The sequence below is a fragment of the Thalassobaculum sp. genome, assembly GCF_965223715.1.
Taxonomy (GTDB): domain Bacteria; phylum Pseudomonadota; class Alphaproteobacteria; order Thalassobaculales; family Thalassobaculaceae; genus Thalassobaculum.
Genome location: NZ_OZ245012.1, coordinates 3,180,760 through 3,199,921, shown reverse-complemented (window position 1 = coordinate 3,199,921; position 19,162 = coordinate 3,180,760). Strand labels below are relative to the sequence as shown.

17 protein-coding genes and 2 riboswitches are annotated in these 19,162 nt (G+C 68.8%); of the genes, 7 read left to right on the top strand and 10 right to left on the bottom strand.

What is annotated here, in order from left to right; genetic code table 11:
* The first annotated feature begins 194 nt into the window (after positions 1-194).
* Positions 195-1,040 carry a DUF4167 domain-containing protein gene (locus ACOQOP_RS14730; protein WP_420562561.1) on the top strand — a complete coding sequence of 282 codons (846 nt, stop codon included), beginning with the start codon at positions 195-197 and terminating at the stop codon, positions 1,038-1,040.
* A 297-nt stretch (positions 1,041-1,337) separates the two neighbouring features.
* Here ACOQOP_RS14730 and ACOQOP_RS14725 read toward each other — a convergent pair whose 3' ends face one another.
* Complete coding sequence (locus tag ACOQOP_RS14725) at positions 1,338-2,096, bottom strand: MOSC domain-containing protein (protein ID WP_420562560.1); 759 nt, start codon at positions 2,094-2,096, stop codon at positions 1,338-1,340.
* Between the two features lie 247 nt (positions 2,097-2,343).
* Here ACOQOP_RS14725 and clpB point away from each other — a divergent pair, with 247 nt between their 5' ends.
* Positions 2,344-4,959 (top strand): ATP-dependent chaperone ClpB, encoded by a 2,616-nt coding sequence (gene clpB / locus ACOQOP_RS14720; protein WP_420562559.1) that lies wholly within the window; start codon positions 2,344-2,346, stop codon positions 4,957-4,959.
* 184 nt (positions 4,960-5,143) lie between these two features.
* On the opposite strand, the gene ACOQOP_RS14715 is transcribed toward clpB, so the two are convergent.
* From ACOQOP_RS14715 to ACOQOP_RS14700, 4 genes are all read right to left on the bottom strand, one after another.
* Positions 5,144-5,545 carry a GIY-YIG nuclease family protein gene (locus ACOQOP_RS14715; protein ID WP_420562558.1) on the bottom strand — a complete coding sequence of 134 codons (402 nt, stop codon included), beginning with the start codon at positions 5,543-5,545 and terminating at the stop codon, positions 5,144-5,146.
* Between the two features lie 116 nt (positions 5,546-5,661).
* Positions 5,662-6,378, bottom strand: coding sequence for a DUF1028 domain-containing protein (locus ACOQOP_RS14710; protein ID WP_420562557.1), 717 nt, complete (start codon positions 6,376-6,378; stop codon positions 5,662-5,664).
* 37 nt (positions 6,379-6,415) lie between these two features.
* The gene (locus ACOQOP_RS14705; RefSeq protein ID WP_420562556.1) at positions 6,416-7,357 is read right to left on the bottom strand and encodes an aldo/keto reductase; all 942 of its coding nucleotides are present in this window, start codon (positions 7,355-7,357) and stop codon (positions 6,416-6,418) included.
* Positions 7,358-7,382: 25 nt separating this feature from the next.
* Positions 7,383-8,267, bottom strand: coding sequence for a phytanoyl-CoA dioxygenase family protein (locus ACOQOP_RS14700; protein WP_420562555.1), 885 nt, complete (start codon positions 8,265-8,267; stop codon positions 7,383-7,385).
* 120 nt (positions 8,268-8,387) lie between these two features.
* Between ACOQOP_RS14700 and ACOQOP_RS14695 the strand changes: the two genes are divergently transcribed.
* Positions 8,388-8,639 carry a hypothetical protein gene (locus tag ACOQOP_RS14695; RefSeq protein WP_420562554.1) on the top strand — a complete coding sequence of 84 codons (252 nt, stop codon included), beginning with the start codon at positions 8,388-8,390 and terminating at the stop codon, positions 8,637-8,639.
* 6 nt (positions 8,640-8,645) lie between these two features.
* Here the strand turns inward: ACOQOP_RS14695 and ACOQOP_RS14690 are convergent, their stop codons facing one another.
* Positions 8,646-9,074 carry a PaaI family thioesterase gene (locus ACOQOP_RS14690; protein WP_420562553.1) on the bottom strand — a complete coding sequence of 143 codons (429 nt, stop codon included), beginning with the start codon at positions 9,072-9,074 and terminating at the stop codon, positions 8,646-8,648.
* Between the two features lie 133 nt (positions 9,075-9,207).
* On the opposite strand from ACOQOP_RS14690, the gene ACOQOP_RS14685 reads away from it, so the two are divergent.
* Complete coding sequence (locus ACOQOP_RS14685; protein ID WP_420562552.1) at positions 9,208-10,851, top strand: GMC family oxidoreductase; 1,644 nt, start codon at positions 9,208-9,210, stop codon at positions 10,849-10,851.
* Between the two features lie 202 nt (positions 10,852-11,053).
* Here the strand turns inward: ACOQOP_RS14685 and gcvP are convergent, their stop codons facing one another.
* The 4 genes from gcvP to ACOQOP_RS14665 all read right to left on the bottom strand — a co-directional run bounded on the left by gcvP (position 11,054) and on the right by ACOQOP_RS14665 (position 16,414).
* Complete coding sequence (gene gcvP, locus ACOQOP_RS14680; RefSeq protein ID WP_420562551.1) at positions 11,054-13,939, bottom strand: aminomethyl-transferring glycine dehydrogenase; 2,886 nt, start codon at positions 13,937-13,939, stop codon at positions 11,054-11,056.
* 38 nt (positions 13,940-13,977) lie between these two features.
* Positions 13,978-14,343, bottom strand: coding sequence for a glycine cleavage system protein GcvH (gcvH, locus tag ACOQOP_RS14675; protein ID WP_420562550.1), 366 nt, complete (start codon positions 14,341-14,343; stop codon positions 13,978-13,980).
* A 24-nt stretch (positions 14,344-14,367) separates the two neighbouring features.
* Complete coding sequence (gcvT, locus tag ACOQOP_RS14670) at positions 14,368-15,465, bottom strand: glycine cleavage system aminomethyltransferase GcvT (RefSeq protein ID WP_420562549.1); 1,098 nt, start codon at positions 15,463-15,465, stop codon at positions 14,368-14,370.
* A gap of 53 nt (positions 15,466-15,518) precedes the next feature.
* A riboswitch (glycine riboswitch) is annotated at positions 15,519-15,602 on the bottom strand.
* Between the two features lie 3 nt (positions 15,603-15,605).
* A riboswitch (glycine riboswitch) is annotated at positions 15,606-15,724 on the bottom strand.
* Positions 15,725-15,895: 171 nt separating this feature from the next.
* Positions 15,896-16,414, bottom strand: a complete 519-nt coding sequence (locus ACOQOP_RS14665) for a hypothetical protein (RefSeq protein WP_420562548.1) — start codon at positions 16,412-16,414, stop codon at positions 15,896-15,898.
* Between the two features lie 177 nt (positions 16,415-16,591).
* On the opposite strand from ACOQOP_RS14665, the gene ispH reads away from it, so the two are divergent.
* The 3 genes from ispH to rnhA are packed head-to-tail and all read left to right on the top strand — an operon-like array spanning position 16,592 to position 18,987.
* Entirely contained in the window at positions 16,592-17,551 is a 960-nt protein-coding gene (gene ispH, locus ACOQOP_RS14660) for a 4-hydroxy-3-methylbut-2-enyl diphosphate reductase (protein WP_420562547.1), read from the top strand.
* A gap of 18 nt (positions 17,552-17,569) precedes the next feature.
* The gene (locus ACOQOP_RS14655; RefSeq protein WP_420562546.1) at positions 17,570-18,532 is read left to right on the top strand and encodes a homoserine kinase; all 963 of its coding nucleotides are present in this window, start codon (positions 17,570-17,572) and stop codon (positions 18,530-18,532) included.
* On the top strand, positions 18,529-18,987 hold the full coding sequence (rnhA, locus tag ACOQOP_RS14650) for a ribonuclease HI (RefSeq protein WP_420562545.1): 459 nt from the start codon (positions 18,529-18,531) through the stop codon (positions 18,985-18,987). Before ACOQOP_RS14655 ends, rnhA begins: the two co-directional genes overlap by 4 nt.
* Positions 18,988-19,162: the final 175 nt, after the last annotated feature.

The following is a 19,162-nucleotide window of genomic DNA, read 5'->3' as shown; positions in this document are numbered from 1 at the left end:
ATTCATGGGGAAGCACGATAGTGTGCGGTTCAGGCGAGGGGCTCATTTGGCCCAGGGCCGAAGCCACATTCAAACATGGTGATCGCAGAGCGCGGTCCGCCCGGTGCCCGAGGGGCCACCGGCCGATCTGTTTCAAATGTGGCCTGCGAACCGGACACGGGGTCCGCTTCGAAACAACAGGAAATGTGGTTGGCATGAGACAAGGCCCACACCAGAAGCGTGGTCGCGGACGGGGTAATCGCCGCCCGAACACGCCGAACCGCAACCAGACCTTCGACAGCAACGGGCCCGACGTCCGCATCCGCGGCAACGCCAATCAGGTCTACGAGAAGTATCTGGCGCTTGGCCGGGACGCGACCGCGTCCGGCGACCGGGTGCTCGCGGAGAGCTACTTCCAGCACGCCGATCACTACTACCGGATCGTCAGCGCCTTCGCCGAGAACGATGCCGATCGGCAGAATCGCGGCCAGGGTCAGCAGCCGAACGGCGGCCCGCGCGACTGGAACGACGACGATGACGACGGCGACGACTACCGCGCCGGCGGCAATAGCGGCCATGGCGGCGGCAACAACGGCGGCAATCAGGGGGGCAACCGCTCCCATGACGGCAACCGGTCCAACGACGGTAACCAGGGCGGCAACCGCTCCGGCGACCAGCGCGACGACCGCCGTGGCGAGCGCCGGGCGTCCGACGACCAGCCGTCCGCGGCCGAGCGTCACGACAGCCGCAGCGACGAGGCGACTGCCGAGCCGGCCCAGGCCCAGCCCCAGGCCGAGGAGGAGGCCGCTCCGGCGCGCCGTCCGCGCGGCCGTCCGCGCCGGGCTGCCGCCAGCGCCGATGAGGGCGCCCCGGCGGTCGAGGAGGACGGCATCCGCCGCACCCTCCGCGTCGCCAGCAGCAAGGAAGCCGATGCGCCGTCCGCTCCGGCGTCCGAGGCCTCCGGGGAGGAGGAGCAGCCGCGTCCGCGCCGCCGCCGCCGCACCGCCAGCGCCGACCAGGCTGCCAATTCCGACGACGACGGCGCCGCCGCGGCGAGCTGACCGTCTCCCCTACCGAACAAGAAAGGCCCGGTCCCGCGACCGGGCCTTCTTCTTTCCGGGCCGGTGTTTGGTTTCGCCGCCCTCCCGGCCGGGACCAGGCTTCACCCGGACTCGGGGCGGGACCGCAGCTCCGTGCGCTGGGATCACCTGGGGTTTCCAGCGTTCGTGGCTTGATCCTGACTTGCGTCAGGATGACGGGGAGGGGGCATCAAGAAATATGCCGTCGTCCTGACGCAAGTCAGGACCAAGCCGCTGACGCAAGTCAGGACCAAGCCGCTGACGCCGGACCGCGCTCCCTCACCCCAGGCTCAGCGCATCCCCCGCCGCCACCCGGCCGGCCTCGGTGACGCGGACGTAGATTCCGCACTGGATATGGCCGAAGCCGCGCTGCAGGTCGTGGGGGATGGTGAGGTCGCGCTGACCGGTCGCCGGGTTGGCGTTGGTCGCGGCACAACGGCCGGTGATCTCCTCCACCAGGACGGTCGCCCCGCCGATCGTCAGGGTCTTGCCGACCCAGTCCATCTCCGCCCAGGGCTCCAGCCCGTCCACCAGCAGGTTGCCGCGGAACCGCATCGGGTCGACCGGCTTGCCCACCACCCGCTCCAGGTCGCGGACCGAGGCGAGATTGATGATCGACAGGAAGGGGGCGTCCACATCCGTGTAGCCGCGCCTTCCCAGATCGACCACCTTCGGCGCCCCGCGCAGGTCGTTCTTGGCATAGGCGGCGAAGAACTGCTCGATCACCGTGCAGCCGGTCCGCGTCGTCAGCTCGCCCCGGGCGATCTGCCGGCCGTTGCGGCGGATCTCCAGGGTGGCGGTGGCGTCGTCGAACACGGTCTCCAGGGCGGCCAGCTTCGGCACGCTCATGACCTGCAGGAAATGCGCCTTGGAATGCCATTCCGGGGCGGCCGGGTCGACCGGGGCCGAGCCATGGGCGATGGCGAAGCGGCGGTCGAACGGGATCAGCCGGTCCGCCTCCAGCTCGACGGCATCGAGCGTCTCCGGGGACAGGCCTTTCACCGGATAGCGGTGGATCGATGTGACGCGCGCGTTCATCCCTCGACAGAACGCCCGTGCGGAGCCGCTGTCAACGCGGGCGTGGGGCCGATATCGGCCGGCCGCTCCCTTGTGTTGCCGCAGTGCAACACCCATCTCTGATCCGAGGACGGGCGGTGCCTGATTGGGCCGCCTTGAAATGCCGATCGGGAGTACTCTTCTCCTGGATCGGACCAGGCCGTCGAGGTCGCCTGATGGGGCGTCGGCGGTCGTACTGGCGAAACGCGGTACTCGTGGAGATTGGGACATGAATTTCGAGAAGCTTTCCGACCGCTGCAAGGGCTTCCTGCAGGCGGCGCAGACCCTGGCGCTCGGCCGCGGTCACCAGCGGCTGATGCCCGCTCACCTGCTCAAGGTGTTCATCGAGGATTCCGAAGGGCTGGCGGCGACGCTGATTCAGCGCGCCGGCGGCGACCCCAAGGCGGCGCTCGCCCGGGCCGATGAGATCCTGAACAAGATGCCCCAGGTCGAAGGCGGCGGTGCCGGCCAGGTCTACATGTCGCCGGAACTGGCGAAGATCCTGACCCAGTCCGAGGAGGTGGCGAAGAAGGCGGGCGACCAGTACGTCACCGTCGAGCGGCTGCTGCTGTCCATCGCGCTGGCCGCCGGGACCGATGCCTCCAAGGCGCTGACCGAGACCGGCCTGTCGCCGCAGAACCTGGAGAAGGCGATCCAGGACATGCGCAAGGGCCGCACCGCCGACAGCGCCAACGCGGAAGGCAATTTCGACGCGCTCAAGAAGTACACCCGCGACCTCACCGAGGCGGCGCGCGACGGCAAGATCGACCCGGTGATCGGCCGCGACGAGGAGATCCGCCGCACCATTCAGGTCCTGTCCCGCCGCACCAAGAACAATCCGGTGCTGATCGGCGAGCCCGGCGTCGGCAAGACCGCCATCGTCGAGGGCCTGGCCCAGCGCATCGTCAACGGCGACGTGCCGGAGGGGCTGAAGAACCGCAAGCTGCTGGTCCTCGATCTGGGCGCGCTGATCGCCGGGGCGAAGTTCCGCGGCGAGTTCGAGGAGCGGCTGAAGGCGGTGCTGAACGAGCTCGGCAACACCGACGGCGAGGTCATCCTGTTCATCGACGAGCTGCACACCCTGGTGGGGGCCGGTGCGGCCGAGGGCTCGATGGACGCCTCCAACATGCTGAAGCCGGCCCTGGCGCGCGGCGAGCTGCACTGCGTCGGGGCGACGACCCTCGACGAGTACCGCAAGCATATCGAGAAGGACGCGGCCCTGGCCCGGCGGTTCCAGCCGGTCATGGTGGCCGAGCCCGGCGTGGTGGAGACCGTGTCGATCCTGCGCGGCCTGAAGGAGAAGTACGAGCTGCACCACGGGGTGCGGATCACCGACAGCGCTTTGGTGGCGGCGGCCAACCTGTCCAACCGCTACATCACCGACCGGTTCCTGCCGGACAAGGCGATCGACCTGGTGGACGAGGCGGCGAGTCGGCGGCGCATGGAGGTCGACAGCAAGCCCGAGCAGATCGACGAGCTGGACCGCAAGATCATCCAGCTCAAGATCGAGCGCGAGGCCCTGAAGAAGGAGGACGACAAGGCCAGCAAGGACCGGCTCGAGGTTCTGGAGGAGGAGCTTGTCGACCTGGAGGAGCGCTCGGCCGAGCTGACCGCGCGCTGGCAGGGCGAGAAGGAGATGCTGACCGGCGCCCAGAAGGTGAAGGAGAAGCTGGACGCGGCCCGCCAGGACCTGGAAGTGGCCAAGCGCGCCGGCGACCTGACCAAGGCCGGCGAGCTCACCTACTCGGTCATTCCGCAGCTGGAACAGACTCTGGCCCAGGCCGAGGACGCCTCCTCCAAGCGGATGCTGAAGGAGGAGGTGTCGGACAACGACATCGCCTCGGTGGTGTCGCGCTGGACCGGCATTCCGGTCGACAAGATGCTTGAGGGCGAGCGCGACAAGCTGCTGGCCATGGAAAGCAACCTGCACAAGCGGGTGGTCGGCCAGGACGAGGCCATCACGGCGGTCGCCAACGCGGTGCGCCGGGCGCGCGCCGGGCTGCAGGACCCGAACCGGCCGATCGGCTCGTTCCTGTTCCTGGGCCCGACCGGCGTCGGCAAGACCGAGCTGACCAAGGCACTGGCGGAATTCCTGTTCGACGACGAGCACGCCATGGTGCGGCTCGACATGTCGGAGTTCATGGAGAAGCACGCCGTCGCCCGTCTGATCGGCGCCCCTCCGGGCTATGTCGGCTACGAGGAGGGCGGCACCCTGACCGAGGCGGTGCGGCGCCGGCCCTATCAGGTCGTGCTGTTCGACGAGGTCGAGAAGGCGCATCCGGACGTGTTCAACGTCCTGCTGCAGGTGCTGGATGACGGCCGCCTGACCGACGGTCAGGGCCGCACGGTCGACTTCCGCAACACCATGATCATCATGACTTCCAATCTGGGTGCCGACCGTCTGGCGGCGATGCCGGACGGGGCGACGGTGGACTCGGTGCGCGAGCAGGTGATGGAGGTGGTGCGGGCGTCGTTCCGGCCGGAATTCCTGAACCGGATCGACGAGGTGCTGCTGTTCACCCGCCTGGCGCGGGAGAGCATGAAGGGCATCGTCGACATCCAGCTCGGCCGTCTGCGCAAGATGCTCGCCGACCGCGACATCAAGCTGGCCCTGGACGACTCGGCGCTCGCCTGGCTGGCGGAGACCGGCTACGACCCGGTCTACGGCGCCCGGCCGCTGAAGCGGGTGATCCAGCGCTCGCTGCAGAACCCGCTGGCGAACCGGATCCTGGAGGGCCGGATCAAGGACGGCGACGTGGTGATCGTGTCGGCCAAGGACGGCGCGCTGGTCATCGACGGCGAGACCGCGGCGAACGGCGACGTGGCGATCGAGGCGGCGGAGTAGGACGGCCGCTCGGGTCGACGGCTCGTTACGGAAGGAGGACGGTCGGAGACGGCCGTCCTCTTTTTTTGTGCCGCCGGCCCGGTCGCGCGTCCTAGCCGAACTCTTCTGGGTCCCGGTCCGAGCCCGGATCAAGTCCGGTCTCGTCCGGGATGACGGGGTGGAGTTTCTTTCAACAACTGACCCGTCATCCCGGGAGACCCCGGGCTTGAACCGGGGGCTGCCCGGGACCCAGGGCCGTCCCTCGGTCCCCTCGGATCGGCGGCGCGGCGAACCGGGACAGGTCCAACGCCCCTGCGCACAGCGGGTCGTATAGGTCCGCCCAGTCCGGATTGACCCCCTCGATCAACGCCAGCTTCCAGGCCCGTCGCCAGCGCTTCACCCGCTTCTCCCGAAGGATCGCGTCCTCCATCCGCCCGTGGAGTTCGAAATAGACCAACCGGTGCACGCCGTACTGGGCGCAGAACCCAGCGGTCGCCGCGCGATGCAAGGCGACGCGGCGAACCAAATCTGCGGTCACGCCGGTGTAGAGCGTCCCGTTGCGCCGGGAGGCGAGGATGTAGACGCAAGGCTGGATCGGATCGCGCATGCCCGGACCATGGAAGGGCCAGGGATGTGTTTCCGCCCTATGGGTCCCGGCACGGACCCGGATCAATCCCGGATTCAGTCCGGGACGGTCTGCTCCGGGGTTGACGGTCGGGGATGTCACTGGGTCCCTTCGCGCGCCTTCCACGCCGCAATGAAGGCCTCCCGCTCGTCGGGGTCGTAGATGCCGCTGGGGTTCGCGCGGGTCGGCAGGGTGGCCATGTAGGGGCGGCGCTCCGTCCAGAACAGGTCGAAGATCCGGCGCAGCTCGGCCACCGGGTCGGGGTGCTCGTCGACCCGCAGGTCGACCGCCGCATGGATCTCGCCGCCGCGCACGATCAGGGCCGCCGACTGCCGGCCACGCTTGTCGCCGCCGGCCGCCTGGCCCGCCTCCAGCGCCGCCAGCAGCCGGCCGGCGAAGGGAAGGGAGCCGCCGTCTTTCCAGGCCGCCACCGTCGCGTCCAGCACCTGCGGTCCGGCCAGCATGTTGCCGGCGATCGACACCGCCTCGCCCGTCCAGTGTCCGCACCACGCGATGCAGCTTTCCCCGGTATGGGCGAAGGGCCGGCCGGCGGCGGTCACCCCGTGGAGCTGCCGCCACATATGCCCCTCATCCCCGGACAGCGCGTGCCGGATCGCCGCATCGCCCTCGCTGCCGGTCGCCAGGGCGTCGAGCAGCCGCTCGCCGGCGACCGGGCTGGTATAGGACTGGGAGGACAGCGCCCCGACCCCGTCGCGGAACATCGGGCAGAGCGCGCCGACGGCGATCACGCGGGAGGAGATGGCGATGCCGAGCTGCCCGCTCGACGGGTCGCGGGCGACGATGGACCAGGTCATGGGCGGGTTCCTCGGTGAGACGGGCGGGCCGGGGCGGTCAGCGGTGGGCGGCAACGATGCGGCGGATCACCTCGGTCGGCAAGACACGGCCGCTGGCCGCCGCGTTCTCGTGCAGGTGCCGGATGTCGGCGGTGGCGAAGACGGCGCTGTGCACGTCCGGATGGGACAGCACGAAGCCGAGACAGGCCTGGGCGGCATTCCAGCCCTTCACCGCGGTGAGAAACCGGCAGCGCTGCGCCCGGCCGACCCGGTGACCCGCCACCAGCCGGTCGGCCAGCCGCCGTCTGGCCTGCCACCAGGTGCGGGGCAGCGACCAGTCGGAGTCCAGCGGGGCGAAGCTCATGCGGGCCAGCGTCCCGGTGGCGATCACCCCGAGCCCGTCCTGGGCGGCGCGCTCGATCACCGCCTCGCTGTCCTGCTCGGCCGGGCTGTAGGTCGGCATGATCACGTCGATCAGCCCGGTGCCGCGGGCGGCGACCAGGCCGGCGGTGATCTGCTGCGGGGTCCCCGCCACCCCGATCAGGTCGGCCGCCCCTTCGCCCTTCAGGGCGGCGAGCGTGTCCAGCAGGTCGTCGCTGAGATAGGCGCTCTCCGGGCGGTCGAGACAGACCAGGGGCAGCCGGTCCAGGCCGAGCCGGTCCAGACTGTCGGCGACCTGCTGCTCGACCGTGTCCGGCGAGAAGTCGCGGGCGACATGGCTGCGGCCGAGCCGGACGGTGCCGACATTGGTGGAGATCAGCAGGGTATCGCGCTCCGGGCCGAGGGTGCGGAGCGCCTTTGCGAGCCTGTCCTGGGCGCGGGCGGCGTCGCAGGCGGGGCCGGTATGGAAGCCGGTGATGCCGAGCTTCACCGCCTGCCGGATGAGCGCGACGGCCGAGTCCTCGTCCATCCAGCGACCGGACCAGGGCTCGGTACAGAAGAGGCCGAGTTCGGATACGGTCCAGCCGGTTCGGCCCAGCCGGCGGGTGGCGACGGACATGGCAGGCGGCGTTCCGGGTGGGCGCTCAGGCCTGGGCGCGGCGCGACTCCTGACCCTGGACCGTGAAGAAAGATGCCGATTTCGGCTGCTTCGGCAGTTCCACCTCGATCGGGATCATCCGCGCCACCGTGCTTTCCTTGCCGCGCACGATCTTGCCCTCGTTCGGGTTGGCCATCGGGTTGCGGGCGATCGGCACCGCGTCGGCGGCGGTGTAGACGCAGATGTAGAGGCCGCGCGGGCGCTTGGAGGCATTGGCGGCGGAGCCGTGGGCGAGGCGGGTGTGCATCAGGCAGACGGAGCCGGCCGGGCCGGTGACCGCCACTTGTCTGGCCTTCATCTCCGCCTCGGTCTCCGGTCGCATCTTGCCGACGAAGATCCCGTTCTCGAACAGGGTGTGCATCGGGCCCTTATGAGTGCCCGGCACCACCATCAGGCAGCCGTTCTCCTCGGTCACGTCGTCCAGCATCAGCAGGGCGGTGATCACGTCGTCATTGGTATGGGGGGTGAAGGCGAAATCCTGGTGATAGCCGACCTCGGTCTTGGTGCCGGGCAGCTTCACGTTGATCTTGCAGTGATGGAACTTCACGTCCGGGCCGATCAGGTCGGCGATCATGTCGACGGTGCGGGCGTTGGTCATGACGTCGAGATAGGCCGGCGAGATGTCCGACGGGTTGTTGACCCGGCGCAGGGCGGGGTGCTCGGCGGTATGCTCGGCCCCCATGTCGAAGCGGGCGCGGCCGTCCACTGTTTCCGGCCCGAACGGCTCGTCATGGGCCCGGCTCTCCTCGACCCAGCCGGCGAGATCGGCCTTCAGGGCGGCGAGTTGCTCCGGCGTGACCGCGTTCTCGACGACGAGAAAGCCGTCCCGGTTGAAGGCCTCGATCTGGTCGGCGGTGAGGGCGGTGGCCATGGCATCCTCCTGGTTCCGAAGTGTCCCGGCGCGGGGAGGCTTATTTGTGCACGAACTCGTGTGGCCTGCAAAGCTGGCGCTCGCCGGAGCGCGGGCCCATCTTACCGGGTGGAGGTTCCCATGCGTGTCACCCTGACCGTCATTTCGCTCGCCGGCATCCTGGTCGCCGGGCTCGCCGTGTTCCTGGTCTGGAGCTGGGAGACGTCCGGCGGGCCGGCGATGAGCGTGCACGGCTATATCGCCCTGGGCCTGGGCGCTCTGTTCACCTTCGCGCTGACCGCCGGGCTGATGGCGCTGGTGTTCTATTCCAGCCGCCACGGCTATGACGACGAGGCCGGGCACCCGGACGAGATCGACGAGCGGATCCCGTAAGGCCAGCTACGCCTTGCTGTAGGGGTCGCTGCTGCGGATACGGTAGGAGCCTTCGCCCATGGCCAGCACGTTGCCCTCGGCATCGGTGACCTCGCCCCAGGCGAAGAAGATCTTGCGTCCGCCGCCCTTGCGCACCGCCCGCGCCCGCACGGTGCCCTCGCGGCTCTGGCCCATGAAGTTGGTGGTCAGCGTCAGGGTCAGCGCCTTGGCCGGCGGCTCCCCCGCCGGGCGCCACACGCCGCAATAGCCGCAGACCGCGTCGATCAAGGTCGCCATCACCCCGCCATGCAGCACGCCGGAGCGGTTCAGGTGGTGCTCCTGTATGTCGAGCTCCATGACGGCGTGGTCGGGCGTCCATTCGATCAGCCGGAAGCCCAGCGTGGCGTTGAAGCCGACCAGCTCCTCAAGGGACTCGGGGGCGTCGGTGTCAGTCATGAGGGGATCCGTCTGTGGTCGAGAAAGGACTGCGAGGGGCGATCCTATCGATGCCGCACCTGCGAGACCAGAGGACGATCGCTCCTCACCTTTCCCTCTGGCGCCCGCTTTTGCCCCGCGCCACACTCCCGGCATGCGCGAGGTCGATTACATCATCGTTGGTGCCGGCTCGGCGGGCTGCGTGCTCGCCAACCGGCTGAGTGCGGATCCGGACGTCTCGGTGCTCCTGCTGGAAGCCGGCGGCAAGGACTGGAACCCGCTGATCCATATCCCGCTCGGCACCGGCAAGCTGGTGCGCTCCTCCATGCATAGCTGGGGCTACTGGACCGAGCCGGAGCCGCATCTGGACAACCGCCGGCTCTACTGGCCGCGCGGCAAGGTGCTGGGCGGGTCGTCCTCCATCAACTCGATGATCTATGTCCGCGGCCATCCGCGCGACTACGACACCTGGGCGCAACTCGGCAACCGGGGCTGGGCCTGGGACGACGTGCTGCCCTATTTCAAGCGCTCCGAAGGCCATGTGGACCGAAGGGCCGACGCCTTGCATGGCACCTCCGGCCCGCTCAAGGTGCAGCGCGGGCGCGGCGACAACCCGCTCTACGACGCCTTCGTCGCCGCCGGGGTGCAGGCCGGCATGACCCGAATCGATGACTGCAACGGCCCGGAGCAGGAAGGGGTCTGCCGCTACGACTTCACCATCCATAACGGCCGCCGTGCCAGTGCGGCGGTGTGCTACCTGCGCCCGGCGCTCGGCCGCTCGAACCTGACGGTGGAGACCTCGGCCCTGACCCAGCGGGTGGTGCTGGAAGGCGGGCGCGCAACCGGGGTGGAATACACCAAAGGAGGGTCGCTTGAGCGGGTGCATGCCCGGCGCGAGGTGATCCTGTCCGGCGGGGCGCTGAACTCGCCCCAGGTGCTCATGCTGTCGGGCATCGGCCCGGCCGATCACCTGAAGCAGCACGGTGTGGCCCCGCTGCACGACCTGCCCGGGGTGGGGCGCAACCTGCAGGACCACCTGGACATCCCGCTGCAGTATGCCTGCCCGGAGCCGGTGACCCTGCACAGCCTGATCCGGCTCGACCGGGCGGCGTTGGCGATGGCCCAGGCGGCGCTGTTCCGCACCGGCCCGGCGGCGACCTTCCCGGCGGAGGGCGGGGCCTTCGTGAAGACCCGGCCCGAGCTGGAGATGCCGGACATGCAGTGGCACATGCTGATCGGCCTCGGCGCCAAGCGGGTGCGGCTGCCCTGGCTCTGGCACCTGTGGAAGGACCGGATGGACCAGGACGGCTTCACCATCCGCATGTGCCAGCTCCGCCCGGAGAGCCGGGGGCATCTGGAACTGGCCTCGGCCGATCCGGCGGCGAAGATCCGGATCTTTGCCAATTACTACGCCACCGAGAACGATCGAAGGGTGTTCCGCGACGGGCTGCGGATGGCGCGGGACTGGGTGGCGCAGTCGGCCTTCGACCGCTGGCGCGGCGAGGAGCTGAACCCCGGCCCGTCGGCGACGACGGATGACCAGATCGATGCCTATGTGCGGCGGATCTCGGAGACGATCTACCACCCGGTCGGCACCTGCCGCATGGGCAGCGACCCGGACGCGGTGGTCGATGCCGAGCTGAAGGTGCACGGGGTGGACGGCCTGCGGGTGGTGGACGCGTCGATCATGCCGCGGCTGATCGGCGGGAATACGAACGCGCCGACCATGATGATCGCCGAGAAGGCCGCCGACATGATCCTCGGCCGGGCCGCCGCCGGGGAGCGGGCGGCGGCCTGAATGTCCGAGACGGTTCTTCGTTCCGCGGCCTGATCCCGGATCAAGTCCGGGATGACGAATCATTTTATTTTCAATATGTTCCGTCGTCCTGACGCAAGTCAGGACCAAGCCGCTGAACCCCGCCGCTCGGTCCCGGCCCGGGCCCGGATCGCGTCCGGGCCCGTCCGGGATGACGGGTTGGGAGCTTGAAAGACCCGGCGGACTATTCCGCCGCGTCCTGATAGGCCTCGATCGGCGGGCAGGTGCAGATGACGTTGCGGTCGCCGTACACGTTGTCGATCCGCGAGACCGGCGGCCAATACTTGGACGCCTCCATGCCCGCCAGCGGGAAGGCCGCCTGGCGCCGGCTGTAGGGCCGCTCCCACGTGTCCGCCAGCAGGTCGTCGCTGGTATGCGGCGCGTGGCGCAGGGCCGAGGCCTCCACATCCACATCGCCTTTCTCGATCGCCCGGATCTCCTCGCGGATCGCGATCATGGCGTCGCAGAACCGGTCGATCTCCGCCTGGCTCTCGCTCTCGGTCGGCTCGATCATCAGGGTGCCGGCCACCGGGAAGCTCATGGTCGGGGCGTGGAAGCCGTAATCCATCAGCCGCTTGGCCACGTCGTCGACGCTGACGCCGCAGGCGTCCTTGATCGGCCGCAGGTCGATGATGCACTCATGCGCCACCAGCCCGTCCGGTCCGGCATAGAGCACCGGGTAGTGGTCGGACAGCCGTTTGGCCAGGTAGTTGGCGTTGAGGATCGCCGCCTGGGTCGCCTTCTTTAGGCCCTCGGCCCCCATCATGCGGATATAGGCCCAGCTGATCGCCAGGATGCCCGCACTGCCGTAGGGTGCGGCCGAGACCGCGCCGATGGCGGTCTCGCCGCTGTCCAGCTCGCCATGTCCCGGCAGGAACGGGACCAGGTGCTGGGCGACGCCGATCGGGCCGACACCCGGCCCGCCGCCGCCATGGGGGATGCAGAAGGTCTTGTGCAGGTTCATGTGGCTCACGTCGGAGCCGAACTCGCACGGGCTGCACAACCCGACCAGGGCGTTCAGGTTGGCGCCGTCGGTATAGACCTGACCGCCGTTGTCATGGACGATCTGGCAGATCTCGCGGACCTTCACCTCGAACACCCCGTGGGTCGACGGGTAGGTGATCATCAGCGCCGCGAGGTTTTCCGAATGGGCCTCCGCCTTGGCCTTCAGGTCGTCCACGTCGACATTGCCTTTGTCGTCGCAGGCGACCACGACCACCTTCATGCCCGCCATCGCGGCCGAGGCCGGGTTGGTGCCGTGGGCCGAGGACGGGATCAGGCAGATGTCGCGATGGGCCTCGCCCCGGGAGCGGTGATAGGCGCGGATCACCAGCAGCCCGGCGTACTCGCCCTGGGCGCCGGAATTCGGCTGCAGGGACACCGCGGCATAGCCGGTGGCCGAGGCCAGCATCCGCTCCAGCTCGCCGATCAGCCGCAGGTAGCCCTGGGTCTGGTCGGACGGCGCGAAGGGGTGGATGTTGGCGAATTCCGGCCAGGTGACCGGCACCATCTCGGTGGTGGCGTTCAGCTTCATGGTGCAGGAGCCGAGCGGGATCATCGAGCGGTCGAGCGCGATGTCCTTGTCCGACAGGCGGCGCAGATAGCGCAGCATCTCGGTCTCCGACCGGTTCTGGTGGAACACCGGGTGGGTCAGGAAGTCCGAGCTGCGGCGCAGTTCGTCGGGCAGGCTGTCGCCGGCCGCCGCCTCGATCTCGTCGAAGGTGAACTCGGCCTTGGAGCCCTGCCAGAAGCAGGACCAGATCCGCTCCACCGTGCGCCGGTCGGAGGTCTCGTCCAGGCTGATGCCGAGGGCCCCTTCCATGAACCGCAGGTTCAGACCTTCCACACGGGCCGCTTCCCAGACGGTGGCAGCGACGTCCGGCGCCTTCACCGTGACCGTGTCGAAGAACGCGTCGCTCTCCAGCTTGTAGCCGAGCCGGCGCAGGCCCTCGGCCAGGATGACAGCCAGGCGGTTCACCCGGGTGGCGATCCGGGTCAGTCCTTCCGGTCCGTGATAGACCGCGTACATGGACGCGATCACCGCCAGCAGGACCTGGGCGGTGCAGATGTTGGAGGTCGCCTTCTCGCGGCGGATATGCTGCTCGCGGGTCTGCAGAGCCAGGCGGTAGGCGGGCCGGCCGGCCGCGTCGACCGACACCCCGACGATGCGGCCCGGCATGTTGCGCTTATGGGTGTCGCGGGTGGCGAAATAGGCGGCATGCGGGCCGCCGAAGCCCATGGGAACGCCGAAGCGCTGGGTGGTGCCGACGACGATGTCCGCCCCCCATTCGCCCGGCGGGGTGAGCAGGGTGAGGGCCAGCAGGTCGGCGGCGACCACGACGATGGCGCCGTTGCCATGGGCGCGCTCGACGATGTCCTTGTAGTGGTTCACCGAGCCGCGGGTCGCGGGATACTGCAGCAGGTAGCCGAAGGCTTCGGCCGGCAGACCGGTGAACTCATCGCCCACCTCGATCTCGATGCCGATGGGCTCTGCCCGGGTGCGCAGCACGTCGATGGTCTGCGGATGCACCCGGTCGGAAACGAAGAAGACCGCGCCCTTGTTCTTGGCCAGCTTGCGGCCCAGCGCCATGGCCTCGGCCGCCGCCGTGCCCTCGTCCAGCAGGGAGGCGTTGGCGATGTCCATGCCGGTCAGGTCGGCGACCATGGTCTGGAAGTTCAGCAGGGCTTCCAGACGACCCTGGCTGATCTCCGCCTGGTACGGGGTATAGGCGGTATACCAGGCCGGGTTCTCCAGCACGTTCCGCTTGATCACCGCCGGGGTGATCGTGTCGTAGTAGCCCATGCCGATCAGCGAGGTCGCGACCTTGTTCTGGGAGGCGATCTCGGCCAGCTCGGCCAGGGTCTCGGCCTCTCCCCTGGGGGCGTCCAGCGCGAGCGGCTGGTCCAGATGGATCGCCCGCGGCAGGGCCGCATCGCTCAGGGCGTCGAGGCTCTTGTAGCCGAGGGTCGCCAGCATGGCCGCACTCTCGTCCGGGCTCGGCCCGATATGCCGGCCGATAAAGGCGGCGTGGTCGTGCAACTGGTCGACGGTCGCTCGGGTCTGGGTCATTGGTCTCTCCCCGCGGGAACGCGCTTGGGTGTAACGGCTCAGCCGATGAGGTCGTTGTAGGCGGCCTCGTCCATCAGCCCGTCGAGTTCGCCCTTGTCGGCCAGCTTGATCTTGAAGAACCAGCCGGAGCCGGTCGGGTCGCTGTTGGCGGTGCCCGGCGCGTCGGCCAGGGCCTCGTTCACCTCGACGATCTCGCCGGCGACCGGCGCATAGATCTCGCTGGCGGCCTTCACGGATTCCACCACGCCGGCCTCGTCGCCCTTGGCGACGGTCTTGCCCACATCGGGCAGTTCGACGAACACGATGTCGCCGAGCTGTTCCTGGGCGTGGACGGTGATGCCGACGGTGCCGACATCGCCGTCGACGGAGATCCACTCGTGGTCTTCGGTATACTTAACAACCATGTGTCCCGCTCCTAAGCGATTGTTTTAGCGTTTATATCCAGGAGTAACGAAAGGCAGTTTGACGACGGTCGCCGGCAGGGGCTTGCCGCGTACCATCAGGGAGACGGTGGTGCCGACCGCCGCGTGGGCGCTGGCGACATAGCCCATGGCAACGGGTCCTTCGACGCTGGGGCCGAAGCCGCCGCTGGTGACCTTGCCGATGGGCGCGCCGTCGGAATCGACGATCTCGGTGCCCTCGCGGGCGGGGGCGCGGCCTTCCGGCTTCAGGCCGACCCGCTTGCGCGTCGTGCCCTCGGCGATCTCCTTCTGAATGCGGTCCGCCCCGGGGAAGCCGCCTTCCTCGCGCCGGCGTTTGCCGATCGACCAGAGCAGGGCCGCCTCGACCGGCGAAGTGGTGGTGTCGATGTCGTGGCCGTAGAGGCACAGCCCCGCCTCCAGACGCAGGGAATCCCGCGCGCCGAGGCCGATCGGCTCGACATCCGCGTGGTCCAGCAGCCTGCGGGCCAGCGCTTCCGCCTTGTCGGCCGGGACCGAGATCTCGTAGCCGTCCTCGCCGGTATAGCCCGAGCGGGTGACGAAGCAGGGGACGCCGCCCACCTCCATGGCCGCCCCGGTCATGAAGGTCAGGTCCGCCGCCTCCGGCGCCAGCTCGGCCAGCACATGAACGGCAGCCGGCCCCTGCAGCGCCAGCAGCGCGCGGTCCTCCAGCACGCTCAGCGCATCGCCGAATGCGGCCGTCATCAGGGCGATGTCCTGCTCCTTGCAGGCGGCGTTGACGACGACGAAGAGATGGTCGCCGGCATGGGTGACCATCAGGTCGTCCAGGATGCCGCCGTCGTTATTGGTGAACTGGGTGTAGCGCATCCGCCCGGCGGTCAGCCCGGCGATCTCGCCCGGCACCAGGGTCTCCAGGGTCGTCGCGGCGGTCTCGCCGTCGATCCGGACCTGGCCCATATGGGAGACGTCGAACAGCCCCGCCTTGGCCCGCGTGTGCTTGTGCTCGCCGAGAACGCCCAGGGGGAACTGCACCGGCATGTCGTAGCCGGCGAAGGGCACCATCTTGGCGCCGAGCGCGCGGTGGAGCGCATTGAGCGGGGTGGTCTTGAGCGTGGCGTCGGTCATCGAGACTCCGTGACAAAGGGTGCATGCGACCGGGTTTCCGGTGCACACCCCCTCTCTGTCCCGAGACCTGAAAGATTGACCGCGATCGGCTGCGGCTTTCCTCGTCGGTGGAGCGATTTCTCGCCCGCTCTCCAGAGTCACCTCACCTCGGGGTACGGGCGCCTGAGAGTTTCCGGGGGCGGTTGCTCCTTCGGCGGCGCCGCGATCCGGGGAAGTTCAAGATACGGCCGGATCCGCCGCTCTCTCCCCCGAGGGTCGTGGGTTATGACGGCGCAGAGAGTAGACGAAGAAACGGAATCTGCAACCGGTTCTTGGCCGCCCGGTCGGAACCGGACGATCGGCGGCGGGGGCCGGGCGATGGGATTGCGCACCCGGTGCCGCGGCTGCTTCTGCGCATCATTTCAAGGCGATGAAAGCGCCCTGGAACGGCTCAGCGGCCCCTGTTGCGCTGGTTGTACTGCACCTGCTCCGGCGTGATCTGGAGGCCGATCAGGATGCGGATTCCGGAGAAGTCTTTGTCGGCCGGCGTGGGAATCATGATGTCCACCTCCTCGACGATGCCGACCCGCCGGCGGTTGCCCTCGAAGGGCAGCGACACGTCGTAGATCTCCTTGGCGGTGAAATTGCCGGGGCCGTTCTCGATCGCCACGAAATACTGCAGATCGGCCTGCCGGGTGGTGTCCGCGGGGCCGCGTTCCGCGCTCAGCAGCACGTTCATCGCCACCTCGACCCCGTCATCGTCGTACTGGCATACCGATTCGACGTTGTCGACCCGGGCGGTGAAGGCCACATCGGTGAGGTCCTGGCCGCCGCCGGGGCGGAAGCTGGTCATCCGCTCGACCCCGGCCACGGCGGCCGCGGGCGGGCAGAGCCGCTCGACGGGCTTGTCGCTGGCGCAGGCGGAAAGGGCGAGCGCGGCTGTCGCCGCCAGAAGACTGTATGAACGCATCGGGGTCCGTTATGGGTTCCGTCGCAAAAGGGTCGGTCGCCGGTCCGCGATCGGCCGGGAAAACTCCGGGCCGACGATAGCCCGCCCCCCGGCCGCACGCAATTGAACCGGGCGTCGAGACCCCTGTATGCGGCGGCGATTGACGGCACCCCCGCATTCGTCGGAAAACGGAGCGTGATGACAGCACAGCAGAAACAGCCCCTGACCGTCGTGCTCGCGGCCCCCCGCGGGTTCTGCGCCGGTGTCGACCGCGCGATCCAGATCGTCGAGCAGGCCCTGCACAAATGGGGTGCTCCGGTCTATGTGCGCCACGAGATCGTGCACAACCGCCATGTGGTGGAGAGCCTGGAGGCCCAGGGCGCGGTCTTCGTGGAGGAGCTGGACGAGTGTCCGCCCGACCGGCCGGTGGTGTTCAGCGCCCATGGCGTGCCGAAATCGGTGCCGGCCGAAGCGGCGCGCCGCGAGATGGTCTATGTCGACGCCACCTGCCCGCTGGTCAGCAAGGTCCATCTGGAGGCCGAGCGGCAGTATCGCCTGGGCAACCACATCATCCTGATCGGCCATGCCGGCCATCCGGAGGTCGTCGGCACCATGGGCCAGCTTCCCGACGGCGCGATCAGCCTGGTCGAGGACGAGGGCCAGGCCGAGGCCTTCACCCCGCCGCAAGGGGCCGACGGGCTCGCCTTCGTGACCCAGACGACCCTGTCGGTGGACGATACCGCCCGCATCGTCGAGGTGCTGCGCCGACGCTTCCCCGAGGTGGCCGCCCCGAAGAAGGAAGACATCTGCTACGCCACCACCAACCGCCAGGAGGCGGTGAAGGCGATCGCGCCGAAGGTGGACGCCCTGGTGGTGATCGGGGCCCCGAACTCCTCCAATTCCAAGCGCCTGGTCGAGGTCGGCAAGGTCGCCGGCTGCGGCCAGTCCCAGCTGATCCAGAAGGCGGCGGACCTGGACATGGCCTGGCTGGCCGGGGTGAACCGGCTCGGCATCACCGCCGGCGCGTCGGCACCGGAGATCCTGGTGGAGCAGGTCATCGAGGCCTGCCGCGCGCATTTCACCGTGACCGTGGAGGAAGTGGAGGTCGCCCGCGAGGACGTCCGCTTCAAGCTGCCCCGCGCCGTCGCGCCTGCCTGACGGAAGGGCCTCACGCACATGGCGGTGTATACGCAGATCTCCGACGGGGAGTTGGAAGCCTTCCTGGGCGAATACGACCTGGGCGAACTGGTCTCCTTCTCCGGCATCGCCGAAGGGGTTGAGAACTCGAACTTCCTGGTCCGCACCACCACCGACACCTTCATCCTCACCCTCTACGAGAAGCGGGTGAACCGGGACGACCTGCCGTTCTTCATCGAGCTGATGCGCCATCTGGCGAAGAAGGGGATGAACGTGCCGAGCCCGGTGCCGGGCCGCGACGGCGCCACCCTGCGCGAGCTGAACGGCCGGCCGGCGGCCATCGTGACCTTCGTGAACGGCGTGTGGCGCCGGCGGATCCGGCCGTCCTGCTGCCGCGAGCTGGGTGTGGGCATGGCGCAGATGCATCTGGCCGGGCTCGACTACGACCGGGTGCGCGAGAACAACCTGTCCGTCGCCGGCTGGCGGCCCCTGTTCGACAGCTGCGAGCTGCCGAAGCGCGAGATCTACCACGCGCTGCACAACCATCTGAACATGGAGCTGCATTTCCTGGAGGCCCACTGGCCGAAGGACCTGCCGGTCGGCACGATCCATGCCGACCTCTTCCCGGACAACGTCTTCTTCCTGGGCGACAGCCTGTCCGGCTTCATCGACTTCTATTTCGCCTGCACCGACATCCTGGCCTATGACCTGGCGATCTGCCTGAACGCCTGGTGCTTCGAGACCGATGGCAGCTTCAACGTCACCAAGGCGCGCAACCTGGTGATGGGGTATGAGAGCGTGCGGCCGCTGAGTGCCGAGGAGCGTGCCGCCCTGCCGGTGCTGGCGCGCGGCTCGGCGATCCGGTTCCTGCTGACCCGGCTCTACGACTGGCTGAACCACCCCGAAGGCGCCCTGGTGAAACCGAAGGATCCGATGGAATACAACCAGAAGCTCCGCTTCCATCAGAGCGTGTCGGGTCCCGCCGCCTACGGGCTGACATGAGCGCGGCCGGGGGCGGCGAGAAGGTCGAGATCTTCACCGACGGCGCATGCAGCGGCAATCCGGGGCCGGGCGGCTGGGGCGCGATCCTGCGCTGGCGCGGCAACGTGAGGGAGCTGTCCGGCGGCGAGGCGGAGACCACCAACAACCGCATGGAGCTGATGGCGGCGATCTCCGCCCTGGAGGCCCTGACCCGGCGCATGGCGGTCGACCTGACCACCGACAGCACCTATGTGCGCGACGGCATCACCAAGTGGATGAAGTCCTGGAAGGCGCGCGGCTGGAAGACCGCCGACAAGAAGCCGGTGAAGAACCGCGACCTGTGGGAACGGCTCGACGCGGCGGTCCAGCGCCACGATGTCGACTGGCACTGGGTGAAGGGCCATGCCGGCCACCCGGAGAACGAACGCTGCGACGAGCTGGCCCGCGAAGCGATCAAGGCGATGCGGGAGGGGTGATCCCGCTTCCTCCTCCTTCCCCCACACACTCACCCCTTTTCACACTCCCCGGATTTAGTCCGGGGCCCACCTCTCCACGGCGGCGACGGTTCAAAGCGATCTCCGACCGTGCCGCTCCAGACGTAGGCCCCGGACTAAATCCGGGGAGTGTGAAAGGGGAAGCGCCGGGGGAGGG